This is a genomic window from Marinomonas transparens, from assembly GCF_016463975.1.
GTDB lineage: Bacteria > Pseudomonadota > Gammaproteobacteria > Pseudomonadales > Marinomonadaceae > Marinomonas > Marinomonas transparens.
Map to the genome: position 1 here is coordinate 394180 of NZ_JAEMNX010000002.1, position 16362 is coordinate 410541.

Annotated in this window: 13 protein-coding genes; 6 read left to right on the top strand and 7 right to left on the bottom strand. The window is 43.1% G+C overall.

What is annotated here, in order from left to right:
• Nucleotides 1-2: 2 nt before the first annotated feature.
• The 4 genes from kdsA to astE form a co-directional block, all read right to left on the bottom strand.
• Nucleotides 3-860 carry a 3-deoxy-8-phosphooctulonate synthase gene (gene kdsA / locus I8J31_RS04290; protein WP_199467055.1) on the bottom strand — a complete coding sequence of 286 codons (858 nt, stop codon included), beginning with the start codon at nucleotides 858-860 and terminating at the stop codon, nucleotides 3-5.
• A gap of 71 nt (nucleotides 861-931) precedes the next feature.
• Nucleotides 932-1906: a KpsF/GutQ family sugar-phosphate isomerase gene (locus I8J31_RS04295; RefSeq protein WP_199467056.1), complete on the bottom strand. Its 975-nt coding sequence runs from the start codon at nucleotides 1904-1906 to the stop codon at nucleotides 932-934.
• A gap of 141 nt (nucleotides 1907-2047) precedes the next feature.
• On the bottom strand, nucleotides 2048-3106 hold the full coding sequence (locus I8J31_RS04300; protein ID WP_199467057.1) for a zinc ABC transporter substrate-binding protein: 1059 nt from the start codon (nucleotides 3104-3106) through the stop codon (nucleotides 2048-2050).
• Nucleotides 3107-3206: 100 nt separating this feature from the next.
• The gene (gene astE, locus I8J31_RS04305) at nucleotides 3207-4220 is read right to left on the bottom strand and encodes a succinylglutamate desuccinylase (RefSeq protein ID WP_325101169.1); all 1014 of its coding nucleotides are present in this window, start codon (nucleotides 4218-4220) and stop codon (nucleotides 3207-3209) included.
• 238 nt (nucleotides 4221-4458) lie between these two features.
• Between astE and I8J31_RS04310 the strand changes: the two genes are divergently transcribed.
• From I8J31_RS04310 to hemE, 3 genes are all read left to right on the top strand, one after another.
• Nucleotides 4459-4995, top strand: coding sequence for an NUDIX hydrolase (locus tag I8J31_RS04310; protein WP_199467058.1), 537 nt, complete (start codon nucleotides 4459-4461; stop codon nucleotides 4993-4995).
• Nucleotides 4952-5761, top strand: coding sequence for a DUF2927 domain-containing protein (locus I8J31_RS04315; RefSeq protein WP_199467059.1), 810 nt, complete (start codon nucleotides 4952-4954; stop codon nucleotides 5759-5761). The genes I8J31_RS04310 and I8J31_RS04315 overlap by 44 nt, the downstream gene beginning before the upstream one ends.
• 154 nt (nucleotides 5762-5915) lie before the next feature.
• Nucleotides 5916-7019, top strand: coding sequence for a uroporphyrinogen decarboxylase (gene hemE, locus I8J31_RS04320; RefSeq protein ID WP_199467060.1), 1104 nt, complete (start codon nucleotides 5916-5918; stop codon nucleotides 7017-7019).
• 67 nt (nucleotides 7020-7086) lie between these two features.
• Here the strand turns inward: hemE and I8J31_RS04325 are convergent, their stop codons facing one another.
• Nucleotides 7087-7455 carry a hypothetical protein gene (locus I8J31_RS04325; protein ID WP_199467061.1) on the bottom strand — a complete coding sequence of 123 codons (369 nt, stop codon included), beginning with the start codon at nucleotides 7453-7455 and terminating at the stop codon, nucleotides 7087-7089.
• Nucleotides 7456-7584: 129 nt separating this feature from the next.
• On the opposite strand from I8J31_RS04325, the gene I8J31_RS04330 reads away from it, so the two are divergent.
• Complete coding sequence (locus tag I8J31_RS04330; RefSeq protein ID WP_199467062.1) at nucleotides 7585-7923, top strand: P-II family nitrogen regulator; 339 nt, start codon at nucleotides 7585-7587, stop codon at nucleotides 7921-7923.
• Nucleotides 7924-8021: 98 nt separating this feature from the next.
• Here I8J31_RS04330 and I8J31_RS04335 read toward each other — a convergent pair whose 3' ends face one another.
• Entirely contained in the window at nucleotides 8022-9041 is a 1020-nt protein-coding gene (locus I8J31_RS04335) for a GlxA family transcriptional regulator (RefSeq protein WP_199467063.1), read from the bottom strand.
• 295 nt (nucleotides 9042-9336) lie between these two features.
• Between I8J31_RS04335 and I8J31_RS04340 the strand changes: the two genes are divergently transcribed.
• Together I8J31_RS04340 and I8J31_RS04345 are read left to right on the top strand one after the other, a co-directional pair.
• The gene (locus I8J31_RS04340; RefSeq protein ID WP_199467064.1) at nucleotides 9337-14151 is read left to right on the top strand and encodes an NAD-glutamate dehydrogenase; all 4815 of its coding nucleotides are present in this window, start codon (nucleotides 9337-9339) and stop codon (nucleotides 14149-14151) included.
• Nucleotides 14152-14202: 51 nt separating this feature from the next.
• Nucleotides 14203-15426: an aspartate aminotransferase family protein gene (locus I8J31_RS04345; protein WP_199467065.1), complete on the top strand. Its 1224-nt coding sequence runs from the start codon at nucleotides 14203-14205 to the stop codon at nucleotides 15424-15426.
• A 41-nt stretch (nucleotides 15427-15467) separates the two neighbouring features.
• On the opposite strand, the gene I8J31_RS04350 is transcribed toward I8J31_RS04345, so the two are convergent.
• On the bottom strand, nucleotides 15468-16343 hold the full coding sequence (locus tag I8J31_RS04350; protein WP_199467066.1) for a PhzF family phenazine biosynthesis protein: 876 nt from the start codon (nucleotides 16341-16343) through the stop codon (nucleotides 15468-15470).
• Between the last annotated feature and the right edge of the window lie 19 nt (nucleotides 16344-16362).

Below are 16362 nucleotides of genomic sequence, written 5' to 3' on the forward strand. Positions count from 1 at the left end.
ATTTAGACGCTCGTATCCAGTACTTCAAAGGTTTTAACCAGCTCATCAAGCTGTTTCATTTGCTTTAAGAAGGGCGCCAACTTGCCCAAAGGTAAAGCGCATGGGCCATCGCACTTAGCACTATCAGGTGTTGGATGAGTTTCTAAGAACAAACTAGATAACCCCAAAGACATACCGGCACGAGCAAGCTCTGTTACTTGAGCACGGCGGCCATCAGCGGAATCTTCACGGCCACCAGGGCGTTGTAATGAATGGGTCACATCAAACATGACTGGATAATGATATTTTTTCATTTCACCAAAACCAAGCATATCAACAACAAGATTGTTGTACCCCATCATGGTGCCACGTTCACAGAGCATCAGATTATTATTACCCGCTTCTTCGCACTTAGTCAGTATATGCTTCATTTCATGGGGAGCTAAAAACTGTGCTTTCTTAATGTTAATTACCGCACCCGTTTTCGCCATTGCCACCACTAGATCGGTTTGTCGAGACAAAAACGCCGGTAATTGAATCACATCGGCGACTTCTGCGACTGGCATACACTGGTGTTCTTCATGCACATCGGTAATCACAGGAACACCAAAGGTATCTTTGATCTCTTGTAAAATGTTAAGGCCCTCTTCCATACCCGGACCACGAAAAGAGTTGATAGAAGAGCGGTTCGCCTTATCAAAAGAACCTTTAAAAACATATGGTATGCCAAGTGCTTCTGTCACTTTCACATGTTCTTCTGCAACCTTCATCGCAAGATCACGAGACTCTAGAACATTAACACCGCTGAACAATACAAAGGGTAAGTGGTTAGCCACTTCAATTTTGTTGCCAATTTTAATAATTTTTGATTCTTGAGACATAGAGAACTCCGTATTGAATTCGCATACTCCACTCCGACTAAACGAAGCGAAGCGACAGCAAAATAGTATGATTATCTGTCGTAAATTTCTAAAATGCCCGACACGTTTTGCGCATCGTTCACCGCTACCAGTAGAGTGATTTTATCCTGCAACATGCGTTCCTCAGCCTGCACTATCATGACATTTTCATTGATGGTTTTGGGATTTGGCGTCATCAGCTCAGATATAGGTTTATGTATCATACCTTCGCTTTCTTTCAACATGGAACGGCGTAAATCACCATCGGTGAAGATCCCTAACAGCTTGCCCGCATCTTGAATCAGCACAACCCCCATACGGCCATGAGTCATGACTGAAATCGCCTCTTTCAAGCTCGTTTGAGGGCTACAAACGGGTAAATTGTCTTTATGCATCAAGTCCTTAACACGAGTTAGAAGTTTACGCCCCAAGCTACCACCGGGATGAAAGCGAGCAAAGTCTTGGGGCTGAAAGTCTCGACACTCCATCAGAGCCACAGCCAAAGCATCACCCATGGCCGTCGTCATGGTAGTAGAAGTCGTGGGGGCTAAATTGTTTGGGCAGGTTTCTTTGTCAACGGAAATATCCAGTACACAATCACAATGTTTAGCGAGAGTCGATTGCATATTACCAACCAAAGCGATACTTGGATTGCCAAAATCTTTCAACGATGGCAGAAGGCGCATCAACTCTTCAGTTTCGCCAGAATAACTAATCAGTATCAAGGTATCTTGAGCTTGAATCATCCCTAAATCGCCATGAAAAGCTTCACCTGGATGCAAGAAAAAGCTGGGGGTACCAGTCGAAGCCAAGGTCGCAGCAATTTTTTTACCAATAAGCCCTGACTTGCCCATACCACAAATCACTGTGCGTCCTTTACTAGCAAGAATCATCCGCACCGCATTGGCAAATTCTTCTGTTACCTGATTGGCTAAATTAGCAAGGGCTTGAGCTTGTGTGGATAAAGTACGGCGAGCACTTTCGATAAGAGGGTCTGAGTCAAAGTGAGTATTAGATGGGGCGCTCATAAAAGCTTTCTGCTCTCTATTACAGTAAATGTAAGGTGAGATTATTATACAGAGGACAAGGCTGGACGCCTACCACAAAGCAAGTATTAGTCACTTACTCCGCAGTAGGTTGTCACAAAGAGCGAATTAATAAGAAAGGGATTAACCTAGACAGCTAAGAAATTGATCACTTAAGCTATTCATAAAATTGAAATAAGCATTCATATCTAGCTTAATATCACTACCTAATGGATCTAAACGTGCTGTTTTGACCTTGGTACCTTCCAATAGGGTATTTACAATCGCAGGGCTGAACTGCGGCTCACTAAAAACACACTGCACCTTGTGCTCTTCGATCTCATGACGTAACTCTGCCACTTTTTTCGCCCCCGGCTTACGTTCAGGACTAACCGTCACTTCACCAGCATGGTTCAAAGCATAATGCTCTTCAAAGTAACTGTAGCCATCATGAAAGACAATATAAGGCACCTTATTGACTTTATTGAGTGCGGCGCGAATTGTAGCGTCTTGAGTCGTTAAACCCTGCTCAAATTTTGCCAAGTTTGCTTGATAGTATTTTGCATTATCTGCATCTAAAGAGGCTAAACGCTTGGTCACTGCTCGTGCTAAGACTTTAGCATTATCTGGCGACAACCAAACATGAGGGTCAACGCCATCATGATGATGGCCTTCGTGGCCCACATGTTCGTCGTGATCATCATGACCCCCATGTTCGTCGTGATCATCATGACCCGCATGTTCGTCATGATCATCATGACCCGCATGTTCGTCGTGATCATCATGGCCTGCATGTTCGTCGTGGTCATCATGGCCTGCATGTTCGTCGTGGTCATCATGGCCCGCATGTTCATCGTGATGCTCTTCCCCAAAGTCACGCAATGACATGCCATCAAGAGCCAACCACTCAATGGAAGAAGCTTCTTTTCCTGCATTTTCTAACGGCTTTTCTAAAAAGCTCTCTAAGCTTTCCCCTACCCAAACCACAGTATCCGCTTGAGCAATTTTTCTCAGGTCAGAAGGTCGCAACGCAAAGTCATGGGGAGAAGCCGTGCTAGAAACTATTTGCTCTATTTCTGCACGGTCACCTGTAATAGCAGCAACCACCATAGAAACAGGTTGGATGCTGGTTACAATAACCGGCTTTGCCATTGTCAAAGGAGATAACGCAGAAACACCTAACGTCAGAAGAAGCTTATTCATAAAATATGTCACCATTAAAAATGTTATAACATAACAATACAGTAAAATAACAACAGACTCAAGACCCTCCTTTTAGAGCACTTTTAAATACACCTTAGGCTTAGTTTAACTGAAGATCTGCAATGGAAACTGGGCGAACAACTAACCCAGCCCTTTGGCCAATAGGAACTTCTACATTAGGAAAGACAATAGCATCACCTGTTTGTGCTATTCGATAATCACTCTTAGCCGAATGAGTCAGCAAGTAGTTTTGTGTAAACTGAGTAAAGTTTTTCACATCACTAGCAATGTTTAACTCATAATTTTCATGATCCTTGATCAGTGCATCCACTACTTTAAAAATTTGCATTTGTGAAACAACGGTTGCAGCAAACTGCCCCTCTTCCAACAAGGAAACAAGGCTAGTTTTGAGAGCAGAAAAACGCGCTAGGTCATTATTACCGAAGGAGTAAACCTTACCCAGCTCAATAGTAAACGCATGAGCACCATGGACTAGATAGCTGTAATAGGAAAACGTGGTCGTGGCTTGATGGGACAACAGCACGGCATTAATACCACTGGCTGCTAAAAACGCCAATTGCTCTTGATTGTAAACTGCTTCTTCAACATAAGGGTAAACCGCAAACATCTCATATGCAGAACCACGAATAGCGGTATGCAAATCATAATGTAATCGAGTATGAGCAGAGCCCTCTGGAACTGGCTCAAAAAAATCACTGACGGCCTTCTCTAAACACTGTGCCCGTAAAGACTCAAAGCCTTCATGATTTTGCCATGCCCCACGAAAAAGACGATTCAAATTCACTTCACAAAAACGTTCTCCTAAATTGGCTGCTACTGGATTGCCAATCAACACCAAAAGGCGTATTCCTAACGAAAGCCGCCCCTCTAAAATATCCGCTACTAAACCATTAACAAGCTCAATTGGCCCTGTTTCATTACCATGAATACCAACCGATAACACAAGGCTAATTGAAGAAGAGCACTCAGGCTCAAGCCGGAGAACACCCGTTTCCTCTATAAAAGCTCGACCACCAGCAAATGAAAATTCAAACGGAGTCAATTTTTCAGGGTATAAAAGAGTTAGAGCCAAAAAATCATGGTTTGGTATCACTATTCTTTATCCGTTAATTAATGCCATAAATAATGCTTCATCATACCTATTTTTACGATATGAAAGACAAGATTCCTCAGCACAATGAGTAAAACGAAAAAACAGGTCGCCTTGCTAATAGTTTTCCGCCTGTTCTCTGTTACTTTTGAACTAGAGAAAAGTTCGGCAAAGTCTTTTCTTTCAAGATAAATGCCGATACCCTTCCACTCTCAGATACAACGCTTAATTTTGAGTACATATGCTTAAAAATGATGAAGTCATTATATTAGTCGACAAGCACAATAAAGTGATTGGCGATGTACCAAGAAAGCTGATGAAGTTCGGTACTGACTACCATCGTGTCACCTATATTTTGGTATTTAATAGCGCTGGTAATTTATTAATACAAAAAAGGACAAACGATAAAGCTTTTTGCCCTGGCTACTACGGTGTTACAACCGGTGGTGTGGTAGAAAAAGGAGAATCTTACCTAGAGTCTGCCCATAGAGAACTAGAAGAAGAACTTGGCTTTGATGCCCCATTAGAAAATCATGGTCTATTCTTTACCCAAGGAGAAGGCTTTCGAATTTGGGGAAAAATATACAGTTGCCGATATGATGAAACGCTAAATGGCCCCCTCACTTTACAAGCCAAAGAAGTCGCATCGATTCATGAAATGAGCGTCAATAGTGTTCTATCTAACCCAAATAATCTATTATTTACTCCCGACTCTTTAGACGCTCTATATCATTATGCCAACCAGCTTGTTCGCCCTCAGCCAAACGATCCTATTTAGCTTAAGCCTATTTGCCTTTTTCTTGACACCACAAGCATTTGGCGAAGAACGCTGGCAAAATGATGCTTACATCCAAAAAAGCTTCATCAAAATCGCCCTAGAGAGAGAATATAAAGAAACCAAACACCCTAAACTGGTACGCTGGGAAAAGCCTATTAGGCTCTATTTTGAAAGTGACTATGGGGATGCCAATTTACAAAAAGAAATGCTTAGCGTCCATGCTCAACATCTTGCCTATATCACAGGGCTGCCAATAGACTTTACAAGCAAAGCCAAACAAGCAGGTATCATTGTTGTTTTTACCAGTTATGCAGATCTGGAAAATAAAGTTAGAAAATATATAGGCGACCCAGAAAATATTCGCACAGCCCTAAACGAAGCAATATGCCTAGGAAACTTTCGTCGCAATAAACACTTTGAAATTACCCGTGGCGTCATCATTATTCCAGTCGATTACGCTCGAGAAAAAACACGCTTTCTTGATTGTATTGTGGAAGAAATAACCCAACTACTTGGCTTACCCAATGACTCAAACGATGTATTCCCCTCTATTTTTAATGATGTCAGTATTGATGCCTACCCAAGCCCATTAGACTACCTCTTGCTCAAAGCACTCTACTCTCCCCGTTTAAAACCTGGCATGGATGTCAAACAAACGACAAGCGTCTTTCCACAAGTCCTTGCGGACCTGCATTCTAGGGGGGAAATAGAAAACGCGGCCCTACGTGTACAAAAATACAGTTTAAAGCGTTACCTAGGTGACTAATAGAACCTCATCTTGGTCACCACCATGCCCCTTTATAAATAAACGGTATTCGTCTTTTCTTTAACCCGCATCATAAATTGCACTTATTCCTCTGCTTTTAATCGGCAAGTTAGGTAAAATACGCTCAAAATAAAATTCACATCGGAGAGTACGAATGTTTCCAGAGCTCAAAAATGATCGCTTCCTGCGCGCCTTACTCAAACAACCTGTCGACACCACCCCTGTTTGGATGATGCGTCAAGCTGGTCGCTACCTACCTGAGTATCGAGCAAGCCGCGCCAACGCAGGAGATTTTTTGAGCCTATGTAAAAATGACGCTTTCGCCTGTGAAGTCACACTGCAACCACTAAAGCGTTACAAGCTAGATGCTGCCATCTTATTCTCGGACATTTTAACCATCCCTGACGCTATGGGGTTAGGTTTGTACTTTGAAGCTGGTGAAGGCCCAAAATTTAAGCATGCAGTTCGTAGTAAAGCGGATGTAGATGCCTTACCAGTCACCACTGCCGATGATCTAGATTATGTCATGAAAGCCGTGACAACCATTCGCCATGCTCTAAACGGCCACGTACCTTTAATTGGTTTTTCAGGGAGCCCGTGGACCCTAGCAACTTATATGGTTGAAGGCGGTTCAAGTAAAGATTTTAGACACATAAAAGCCATGATGTACCAAACCCCAGAAGTCCTTCGAGCATTATTAGATAAACTAGCTAGGTCGGTAACTGAATACTTAAATGGACAAATCCTGGCAGGCGCTCAAGCCATACAGATTTTTGACACTTGGGGCGGCATATTAAGCGGCCCCATGTACCAACAATTCTCTTTGCTGTACATGAAACAAATTATCAGCGGCTTGATTCGTGAGCATCAAGGCCAAAAAATCCCAGTCATTGTCTTCACTAAAAATGGCGGCCAATGGTTAGAAAATATGGCTGCAGCTGGCCCAGACGCTTTGGGACTAGATTGGACAACCGATATAGGAGAAGCCCGAGCTCGAGTTGGCCACCAAGTAGCCTTACAGGGCAATATAGACCCTTGTGTACTCTATGCTGATAAAGAAGTGATTGAACGAGAAGTAGAAAATGTTTTAGCTGGCTTTGGTCATGGCACTGGCCATGTTTTTAACCTTGGCCATGGTATCCATCAATTCGTTCACCCTGACCACCCGAAATACTTGATCGACGCAGTACATAGATTGGGGGCAAAATATCACGAGCCTCAATTTGATGACCTTGATGCACTTAACGGCCTAGACTAAACAAAAATCAATCGTCCTAGAGCTATAAATTATGACGTCTTAGCAAGTTGATTGCCAAGGCGTCTGTTTAAGCGACCAAAGACTCTAAACAATTTAAACAAGCCTGATAAGCTTGCTTATTATTCCCGCCCCAGTGGCCATCGGCCTGTCTCTCAAGACAATTTAACCTTTCATCTACATAACAACACACATGATCCTGACCACGCTTATCTAACCAAGATAAACGCCCCAACATCATACCTTTCGATTGAGGAATAAAAACCAGTCGTAGGTGCATACACCTTCCCGTATCATCAACTTGATAGCAAGCTAAATTCTGAGCAGGTGACACATGCAACAAATGCGCACTTGATCGGTTAGACAAAAAATGGTTCAAGCCGACGAAGAAAACATTCATTGTTTCCGTAAAGTGCTTAAATAAAGTCTTATTTTCCATTTTGACTCTCCCATATCTGTTTACCCACTTATTAAATAATAGATCATAATGACGGAGTCGGTGGCGAGTTTTACTAGAGAGTGTTACTTTTACTTAAAATAATAATTTATTGCTATGGAGAAAAAAGAAATGAAATTGATTACAGCCATTGTGAAGCCTTTCAAACTAGACGAAGTAAGGGAAGCACTTTCGGAAATAGGCATTAATGGCATTACCGTTACAGAAGTAAAAGGTTTTGGTCGTCAACGCGGCCATACAGAATTGTATCGTGGTGCAGAATACGTGGTCGACTTCCTACCAAAAGTGAAACTCGAATTAGCAGTCGAAACTAACCAAGTAGAGCGCGCAATTGAAGTCATCCAACACAGCGCTAACACAGGCAAAATTGGCGATGGTAAAATCTTCGTTACCGCCTTAGAACAAGTTATCCGTATTCGTACTGGTGAAACAGGAGCGGATGCTATTTAGTCATTTAGCGAGCTCTAGTACGTAAATAAAATCGTATTTAAAAAGAGATCTAGGTCTCTTTTTAAATACTGATATAAAATAAACCATCACTTTACCAATCACTTGCGCCAAAGTTGCCGTCTCTTCCTATCAGATTGAACAGAAACCACCTTTTTATTAGCAACCAGCTTGCGCTCGTCCCTCGGAGTGACATCAAAAAAGCTTTTATAAGTCGTACTAAAATGCGCTGCCGAGCCAAATCCACACTCAATTCCCACTTGGGTTATCGCTTTATCTGTCTGAATAAGTAACTGTTTTGCGTGTTGGAGCCGCAGCTCTAAATAATAACGTGATGGCACTATGTCTAAATTTTGCTTAAAAAGCCGCTCTAATTGCCGCCTTGATACCCCAACATGATAAGCAATATCATCGGATGAAAGAGGCTCTCGAATATTCGCTTCCATCAGCTGCACCGCTTCAACCAACTTAGGCTGCCCTGTACCAATACGCGCCTGCAAGGGAATTCGTTGCGGGTCTTCATGTGTCCGAATACGTTCACACACAAATTGCTCTGAAATACTGCTCGCCAAGGTCATACCATGCTGCTTACCAATTAAAAACAACATCATATCCATGGCAGCAGTACCACCACTGCAGGTATAACGATCTTTATCTACTTCAAACAAATGATTAGACACTATCGCCTGTGGAAACTCATCCCTTAGATTGGCAATACTCCGCCAATGTACTGTCGCTCGATAGCCATCCAACAAACCGGCCTTGGCCAATAAATAGCTTCCAGTGCAAATTCCGCCTAAATTAACGCCTTTTATCGCTTGTTTTTTCAACCAATTTTCTAAAGTAATATTTTCGTTTTTTGTCACAGGAGAAGAAGCACAGACAAAAACCGCATCTAAATCTGTTGGAGCATCATTAGTTAAGTGATCTGAAACCGTTATAACACCTGTATTAGAAGGCATTTCACGAACTTCATGACTAATAGTGCAGAAGCGATATAACTCTTTCCCAGTTACCCAATTCGCCATATGCAGTGTTTCTATGGCAGATGAAAAACCAAGCATAGAATAGTTAGGTAGAAGTAAAAAACCATACTTTTGAGGTTTTTTACTCGCTTTCATGATTTCTCTTGAGGCAAAAGCGCTCTTGTCCAAATTATTATCCTGCGAATAGAGAGTAAAAAAGAAGTTTATTTCGTCTAGAATGGATAACAAAGGTTTTTTCTGTTCTAAGCAAGGCTTTTTCAGCTCACTTAAGCAGATATGGAAACCAAATGTCGTAATTAGAAAAATTATAGACTATTAAAAGATAAAAGTTTTCATAATAATCTAATGCGAGTCCTGAACGAATACTTTCAAAATTTGCTACACACAACTAGTTTTATAAAGAACACAACTTCTTGAGGGATAGGTTCTAATGGCTGATTACAAAAAAAATGAACTAATCGAACGCATTGAAATAGAAATTAACGAAAATTTCAGTGCTAACGAAGCAAAAAATCTTATTCAACTTGCTCACCTTTACTTCCAGGACTCTCTCACGGAAGATTTAGTAAACGAGACAATCGAAAACCTATACGGCACTATTATTTGCCTATGGGATTTCCTTCAACAGCGCACTATCGACAACCCAAAAGTTCGTGTTTATAACCCAAATTATGAAGAACACAGCTGGCAATCTACCCACACTGTTATCGAAATTCTGACCGATGATATGCCATTCCTTGTCTCTTCTTTCAATATGGCACTGGTTCGCCTAGGTCATACTATTCATATGACCGCACATCCTTCGATTGCGGTAGAAAGAAACAAGAAAGGGGAACTGCAAAACATAAACGATAGCGGCTCAACAAAAGAAGCATTGATGCGTTTCGAAATTGATCGCCTTTCCGATATCAATTTACTGGACGAAATCAAAGAAGAACTACTGAAAAGCCTAGTGGATGTAAAAATAACCGTTAATGATTGGCCTATTATGGAAGAGAAACTCTCAGCCATCATTAGCGAATCGGAAAAAATTGCCCATCTAAAAGGCAATGAGGAACACCAAGAAAACCTTGATTTCCTAAACTGGGTTGCCAACAACCACTTCACCTTTATTGGTTTTCGCGCCTATGATCTCATTGTGGAAAAAAATGAAACCCGCTTAAAGCTCGTCAATGGTTCAGGCCTAGGTACCTTCCGCGATATCGACGATAAAAAAGTAAAACGCGACATTGTACTCAATGAACGTCTCGCAAAATTGGCAGTTGACGGAAGCAACGCGATTATTTTGACCAAATCAACGGCAGTATCTACCGTTCATCGTCCAGCTCACCTTGATTACCTTGGGATAAAACGTTTTGACAAGAAAGGCAAGGTCGTCGGTGAATGGCGCTTCTTCGGATTGTATTCTTCCGCTGCCTACGTCGCTCGTCTGCAAGACATTCCCTTATTACGTAAAAAGCTTACTCACATTGTTGAGCAGGCCAACGTGGATCCTAATAGCCACAAGGGGAAAAACCTTAAGCACATCTTGAACAGCTATCCACGGGATGAAATGCTCCAAGCGCCTGTTGAAGAGCTTTACCACACCATCGAAAGTATTCTAGCAATTCAAGAGCGTCGTCAGCTGCGGGCTTTTCTCCGCAAGGATATCTATGGTCGATTCCTAAACGTTTTAGTGTATGTGCCAAGAGACCGCTACAACACTGAGCTTCGTCTGAAGATGCAAGACATCTTAATGGCAGCCTGCAATGGCACCAGTTCAGAATTCAATGTGCAGTTCTCTCAACTTGTTCTAGCACGCGTCAATTTCACCATTCAAATTGCCGACCCTAAGCAAAGCCCAACCATAGATGCAGAAGACATTCAGCGAAAAATGCAGGATGCTATGAGCTCATGGGAAGACAAATTGCTCAATGCACTACACACCAGCAATGGCGAAGAAAAAGGCAATGCCCTGTACAATGAATACGTGCCTTATTTACCTGCCGCTTACCGTGAAGATTTCGCGCCAAATACCGCAGTATTGGATATCGAACGTCTAAACCTTTTAGGTGGTGAAGGCGATATTTCGACCCATATATACCGTCAAGTTGGCCAAGCAAAAAATAACTACTTCTTTAAAGTCTACGGAGCTGGAACAACCCTAATCCTATCTGATGTACTGCCTATTCTTGAATGCATGGGACTTCGTGTCTTAGAGGCTCGCCCATACGAACTAGACCAAAACGGTGACGGCCAAGCCAATACTTGGGTTGTCGAGTTTGCCATCATAGTTGATGCAGACGTTAACCTTGAGAAAAACACTCAGCGTGAAGCCTTCCAAGATGCCTTCAACCAAGTATTTAGCCGTCGTGTCGAAAATGATCGCTTCAATGGGTTGGTTCTCAATGCTTCTTTGACTTGGCGCCAAATCACCATGTTACGAGCATTGACCAAGTACTTAATGCAAGTACAGGTGCCTTTCTCTCTGTCGTATATGCAACAAACTCTAGAGAAAAACGCAGCCATCACAGGCCTACTTGTACAACTGTTCGAACAGCGCTTCGACCCCAGCCAAGGCGTAAAACGTGCTGAGAAAACGAAAAAAATTCTGGAAAAAATCGACCTAGAACTGGATCAGGTTGCTAACCTGGATGAAGACCGCATTCTGAAACATTACCTGTCCGTGATTCAGGCGATGTTGCGTACCAACTTCTACCAACTGGATGCTCAGGGTGATATCAAAGATTATGTGTCTTTCAAACTTGATCCATCTTTGATTCCTGCTGTTCCTCTCCCTCGCCCTAAATTCGAAATCTTCGTTTACTCCCCATGGGTAGAAGGCATTCACATGCGTGGTGGTAAAGTCGCTCGTGGGGGTCTACGTTGGTCTGATCGTATGGAAGACTTCCGTACCGAAGTACTTGGTCTAGTAAAAGCTCAGATGGTGAAAAACGCGGTTATCGTACCTTCCGGCGCCAAAGGTGGCTTTGTTGCTAAACAGCTGAAGAAAAACGCTTCCCGTGAAGAGGTGCAAGCAGAAGTCATACATTGCTATACCACCTTCATCAGCGGCCTACTGGATATCACCGACAATTTAGTACAAAACGAAGTAGTCGCTCCCCTTTCCGTTGAACGCTACGACGAAGACGACCCATACTTGGTAGTTGCAGCCGATAAAGGCACAGCCACTTTTTCTGACCTAGCCAATAGCATCTCTGAGAAATACGGTTTCTGGTTAGGTGACGCCTTCGCATCGGGTGGTTCTAACGGCTATGACCACAAAAAAATGGGCATCACAGCACGTGGTGCATGGGAATCCGTTAAACGCCAATTCAAAGAGATTGGCATCAATTGCCAAACAACGGACTTCACCGCGGTCGGTGTAGGTGACATGGCCGGCGACGTATTTGGTAACGGCATGCTGTTATCTAAACACATTCGCCTAGTCGCTGCGTTTAACCATATGCATATTTTCATCGACCCAACACCTAATGCGGCGACATCTTTTGTGGAACGTGAACGCATGTTTAACCTTCCTCGTTCCTCTTGGGAAGATTACAACAAAGAACTGATTTCCAAAGGTGGTGGTATATTCAACCGCTCAGCAAAATCGATCCCAATCAATGCCGATATCCGTAAAGCCTTAGGTATTGAAGGCAATATTAAATCCATGGCACCAACGGATTTACTGAATGCCATTTTGAAAGCGCCAGTTGATCTGCTATGGAACGGCGGCATCGGCACCTATGTGAAAGCAGGAAGTGAATCTCATGCGGATGCCGGAGACAATGCAAATAACAGCCTACGTGTGAATGGTAAAGAACTTCGCTGTAAAATCGTTGGGGAAGGCGGCAACCTAGGCTTAACTCAGCTTGGTCGTATTGAGTTCGCTTTAAACGGCGGTTTGATTAGCACGGATGCCATTGATAACTCTGCGGGTGTAGACAGCTCTGACCACGAGGTAAATATCAAGATCTTGTTAAACCGTGTGGTTGAAGATGGCGACATGACTGAAAAGCAACGCAATACCTTGCTAGCAGAAATGACAGATGAAGTCGGTGGCTTAGTATTACGCCATAACCTTGAGCAAAGCCACATGCTGTCGTTGGCTAATGCTCGTGCCCCAGAACGCTTAGCAGACCATTGGCGCTTAATACAATCCTTGGTCCGTGAAGGTCGCTTAAACCGTGAAATCGAGTTTATACCGAGCGATAGCCAGATCAAAAAGCGCATGAACAAAAACATCGGTTTAACACGCCCAGAGCTTTCTGTTTTGCTCGCTTACTCGAAAATAAAGCTATCGGAAGAACTTGTAGAAGACGGCATTGGTGAAGATCCAGATTTGATGTCTCAAATCAACGAATACTTCCCAACGGAATTAACCAAACGCTTTGCTGACAAAATGGCATCACACCCATTAGCCCAAGAAATCATCGCGGGACATGTCACCAACAACATTGGTAACCGCATGGGGTCAATTTTTGGCACCTATATGCAAGAAGAGACCAGTGCATCGGCTTTAAACGTTGTGCGAGCTTACATGGCCGCTGAAGACATCTTTGATGTTCCAGCACTATGGGATGCTATCAATGACCTCGACTTTAAAGTACCGAACAAAACTCTGAATGAACTATTAATTCAGGTCCAAGCATTGCTTGAGCGTGCAACTCTTTGGCTCTTACGTAATACTCGTGAAAGCTTATCGATTCAACGTCTAAAAGACACTTACAAACCTGGGGTGGAGATCATTCGCGCGAACCTGCAAGCGATCCTCACCGAGCCAAGTAAAGAGCATTTAGTTGAAATTACGTCAGACATAACGGCAAAAGGTGCGACTAGCGTGGCAGAAAGGTTATCTGCCTTGCCTTACCTTTTCTACGGGTTAGACATCATACGTGTTGCAGCTAATACTGAAAAAGAAGTCTTGGATGTGGCACAAACCTATTTTGCTCTTGAAATGGATCTGGAGCTGCATTGGTTACGTCAAAGTGTGCATACATTATCTGCAGAAGATATGTGGCAACGACGTGCTAAAGCAGGTCTTGGCGACGAAGTGGATAACAGCTTAAGAACCCTTACCCAAGAAGTCATTCAATCTAGTGTTGATGTACAAGACCTAGAGCAACGTTTGAGCCATTGGCGTGATCTGAATAGCGATAACATCAGGCATTACCGTATGACGTTTAGCGAAATAAAAGCCGGCAGTGAACTGACCCTTGCCATGGTTACTGTTGCTATTCGTGAACTAAGAAATCTGATATAAACCAAAAGGCGGTCAGCAACCTGACCGCCTATTAATTAAGAGGGATATGAAGTGACACAAGAAGTAACGAGAGCAACCTTTGATGAAGTAATGGTTCCTAACTACGCACCGGTAGCAATTATCCCTGTACGTGGTGAAGGCTCTCGCGTATGGGATCAAGAAGGCAAAGAATATATTGACCTAGCAGGTGGCATTGCCGTTACCGCATTAGGGCACTCTCACCCCAAATTAGTCGAGGTTATGCGCAAACAAGCCGGTGAACTTTGGCATTTGTCGAACATCATGACCAATGAACCAGCATTACGCCTAGCCAAGAAACTCACCGAAAAGACCTTTGCTGACCGAGTTTTCTTTGCCAACAGTGGAGGGGAAGCCAACGAAGCGGCATTCAAATTGGCTCGCCGTTATGCTTTTGACCATTTTGGGCCAGAAAAGCATGAAATAATCTCCTTCTACAACTCCTTCCATGGACGTACTTTATTTACCGTCTCCGTTGGTGGACAGCCAAAATATAAAGAAGGCTTTGAACCTACTCCAGGTGGGATCAAGCATTGTGATTACAACGATATTGAACAACTAAAAGCGCTTATTTCTGACAAAACTTGCGCTGTTGTGATGGAACCGATTCAAGGAGAAGGTGGTGTCATTCCTGCCGATATAGAGTTTGCCAAGCAAGTTCGAGAGCTGTGTGACCAACACAATACACTTTTAGTGTTTGATGAAGTGCAATCTGGTGTTGGCCGTACAGGAACCTTCTTCGCTTACGAGCAAATTGGCGTCACACCAGACATACTCACAAGCGCAAAAGCACTCGGCAATGGCTTCCCGGTCGGTGCTATGCTTGCTACTGAAGAAGTCGCTAAAAGCTTAGCTTTTGGCACACACGGCAGCACTTATGGCGGCAACCCTATGGCTTGCGCTATTGCTGAGGCGGTTATCGATACTATTGATACGCCAGAGGTCCTAAGCGGAGTACAAAAACGTCACGATATTATTGTTGAAGGCTTAAAAGCCATTAATGAAAAACACCACGTATTCAAAGATATTCGCGGTATGGGGTTATTAATTGGCGCGGAAGTGGTTGAACCTTTTGCAGGCAATGCAAAAGCTTTCATGGCGGCTTCTGCAGAAGAAGGCTTATTAATTCTAGTAGCAGGTGGTGATGTTATTCGTCTTGCCCCTTCTCTGGTTATTCCAGAAGAAGAGCTTGCCGAAGGTCTAGTACGTTTAGAACAAGCAATAACTAAAGTCATTGCAAACAGTAAAGCAGCTTAAGCAAGGTTAATATCAGAAAATCGGGCATTCGCCCGATTTTTTTACCCTTTACAGTCATCCGTATTAATCAGTAGCCTTTTCTCGAAGGTTGCCTCTCCACCTACTTGGACACGCATCACCTGTCCATTTCGCTCCATTAACTTAGTCATAACTCGCGAAGACATATCCATCACTCTGCCCTGCTCAAACACAGGCTCAAGATAACCAAAGTGTTTATTCAAATAACAAGCAAGAGCACCATTAGAGCTGCCTGTGGCCGACTCTTCGGGTATGCCGACTAGAGGTGCGAAGTTACGACAACTAGCAGTATAAAATTCCGTCGGAGGGTTTAGTTCAAAAACATGAAAGCCAACGACTTTATGTTGTCGGCAAAAGTTTGATATGGCTGCATCATTTGGCTCAAGTAGGTCCAAGACACCATAAGGCACCGGAATTATGACATCCGCTAACCCAGTAGAAATAACTTGTACTGGCAACTCAGTTTGATCGATTAATTGCGCATCAATCCCTAACAAAGGCGCAACCTCAAAAGCTTGGAACTCAGTCAGCCAGACTGGTAAGCTCTGATCCATGACAATATCACCATGAGATAAAACTTCAACATCCAAAATGCCTGCTTTAGTTTCTTGCTGAAACCTTCCCACGGAAATAAGTTTTAGGTGATGTAATAACCAAAAAGCCCCTAGAGTAGCGTGACCACAAAAGCCCACTTCTCCGGTAGGAGTATAAAAAGACACTTGAAAATGAGCTTTCTCGCTTTGACTAATAAAGGCGACTTCGGATACCCCCACTTCCATCGCAATATGCTGTTTTTGTTGCCTAGTCAGAGTATCTGCATTCAACACCACTCCGGCCAAATTGCCGCCACTTTCAGAAATAGAAAAAGCGCGGACTAAATGAACTTCAACCTGAGCCACTCGGCCCTCCTTTTGTTAT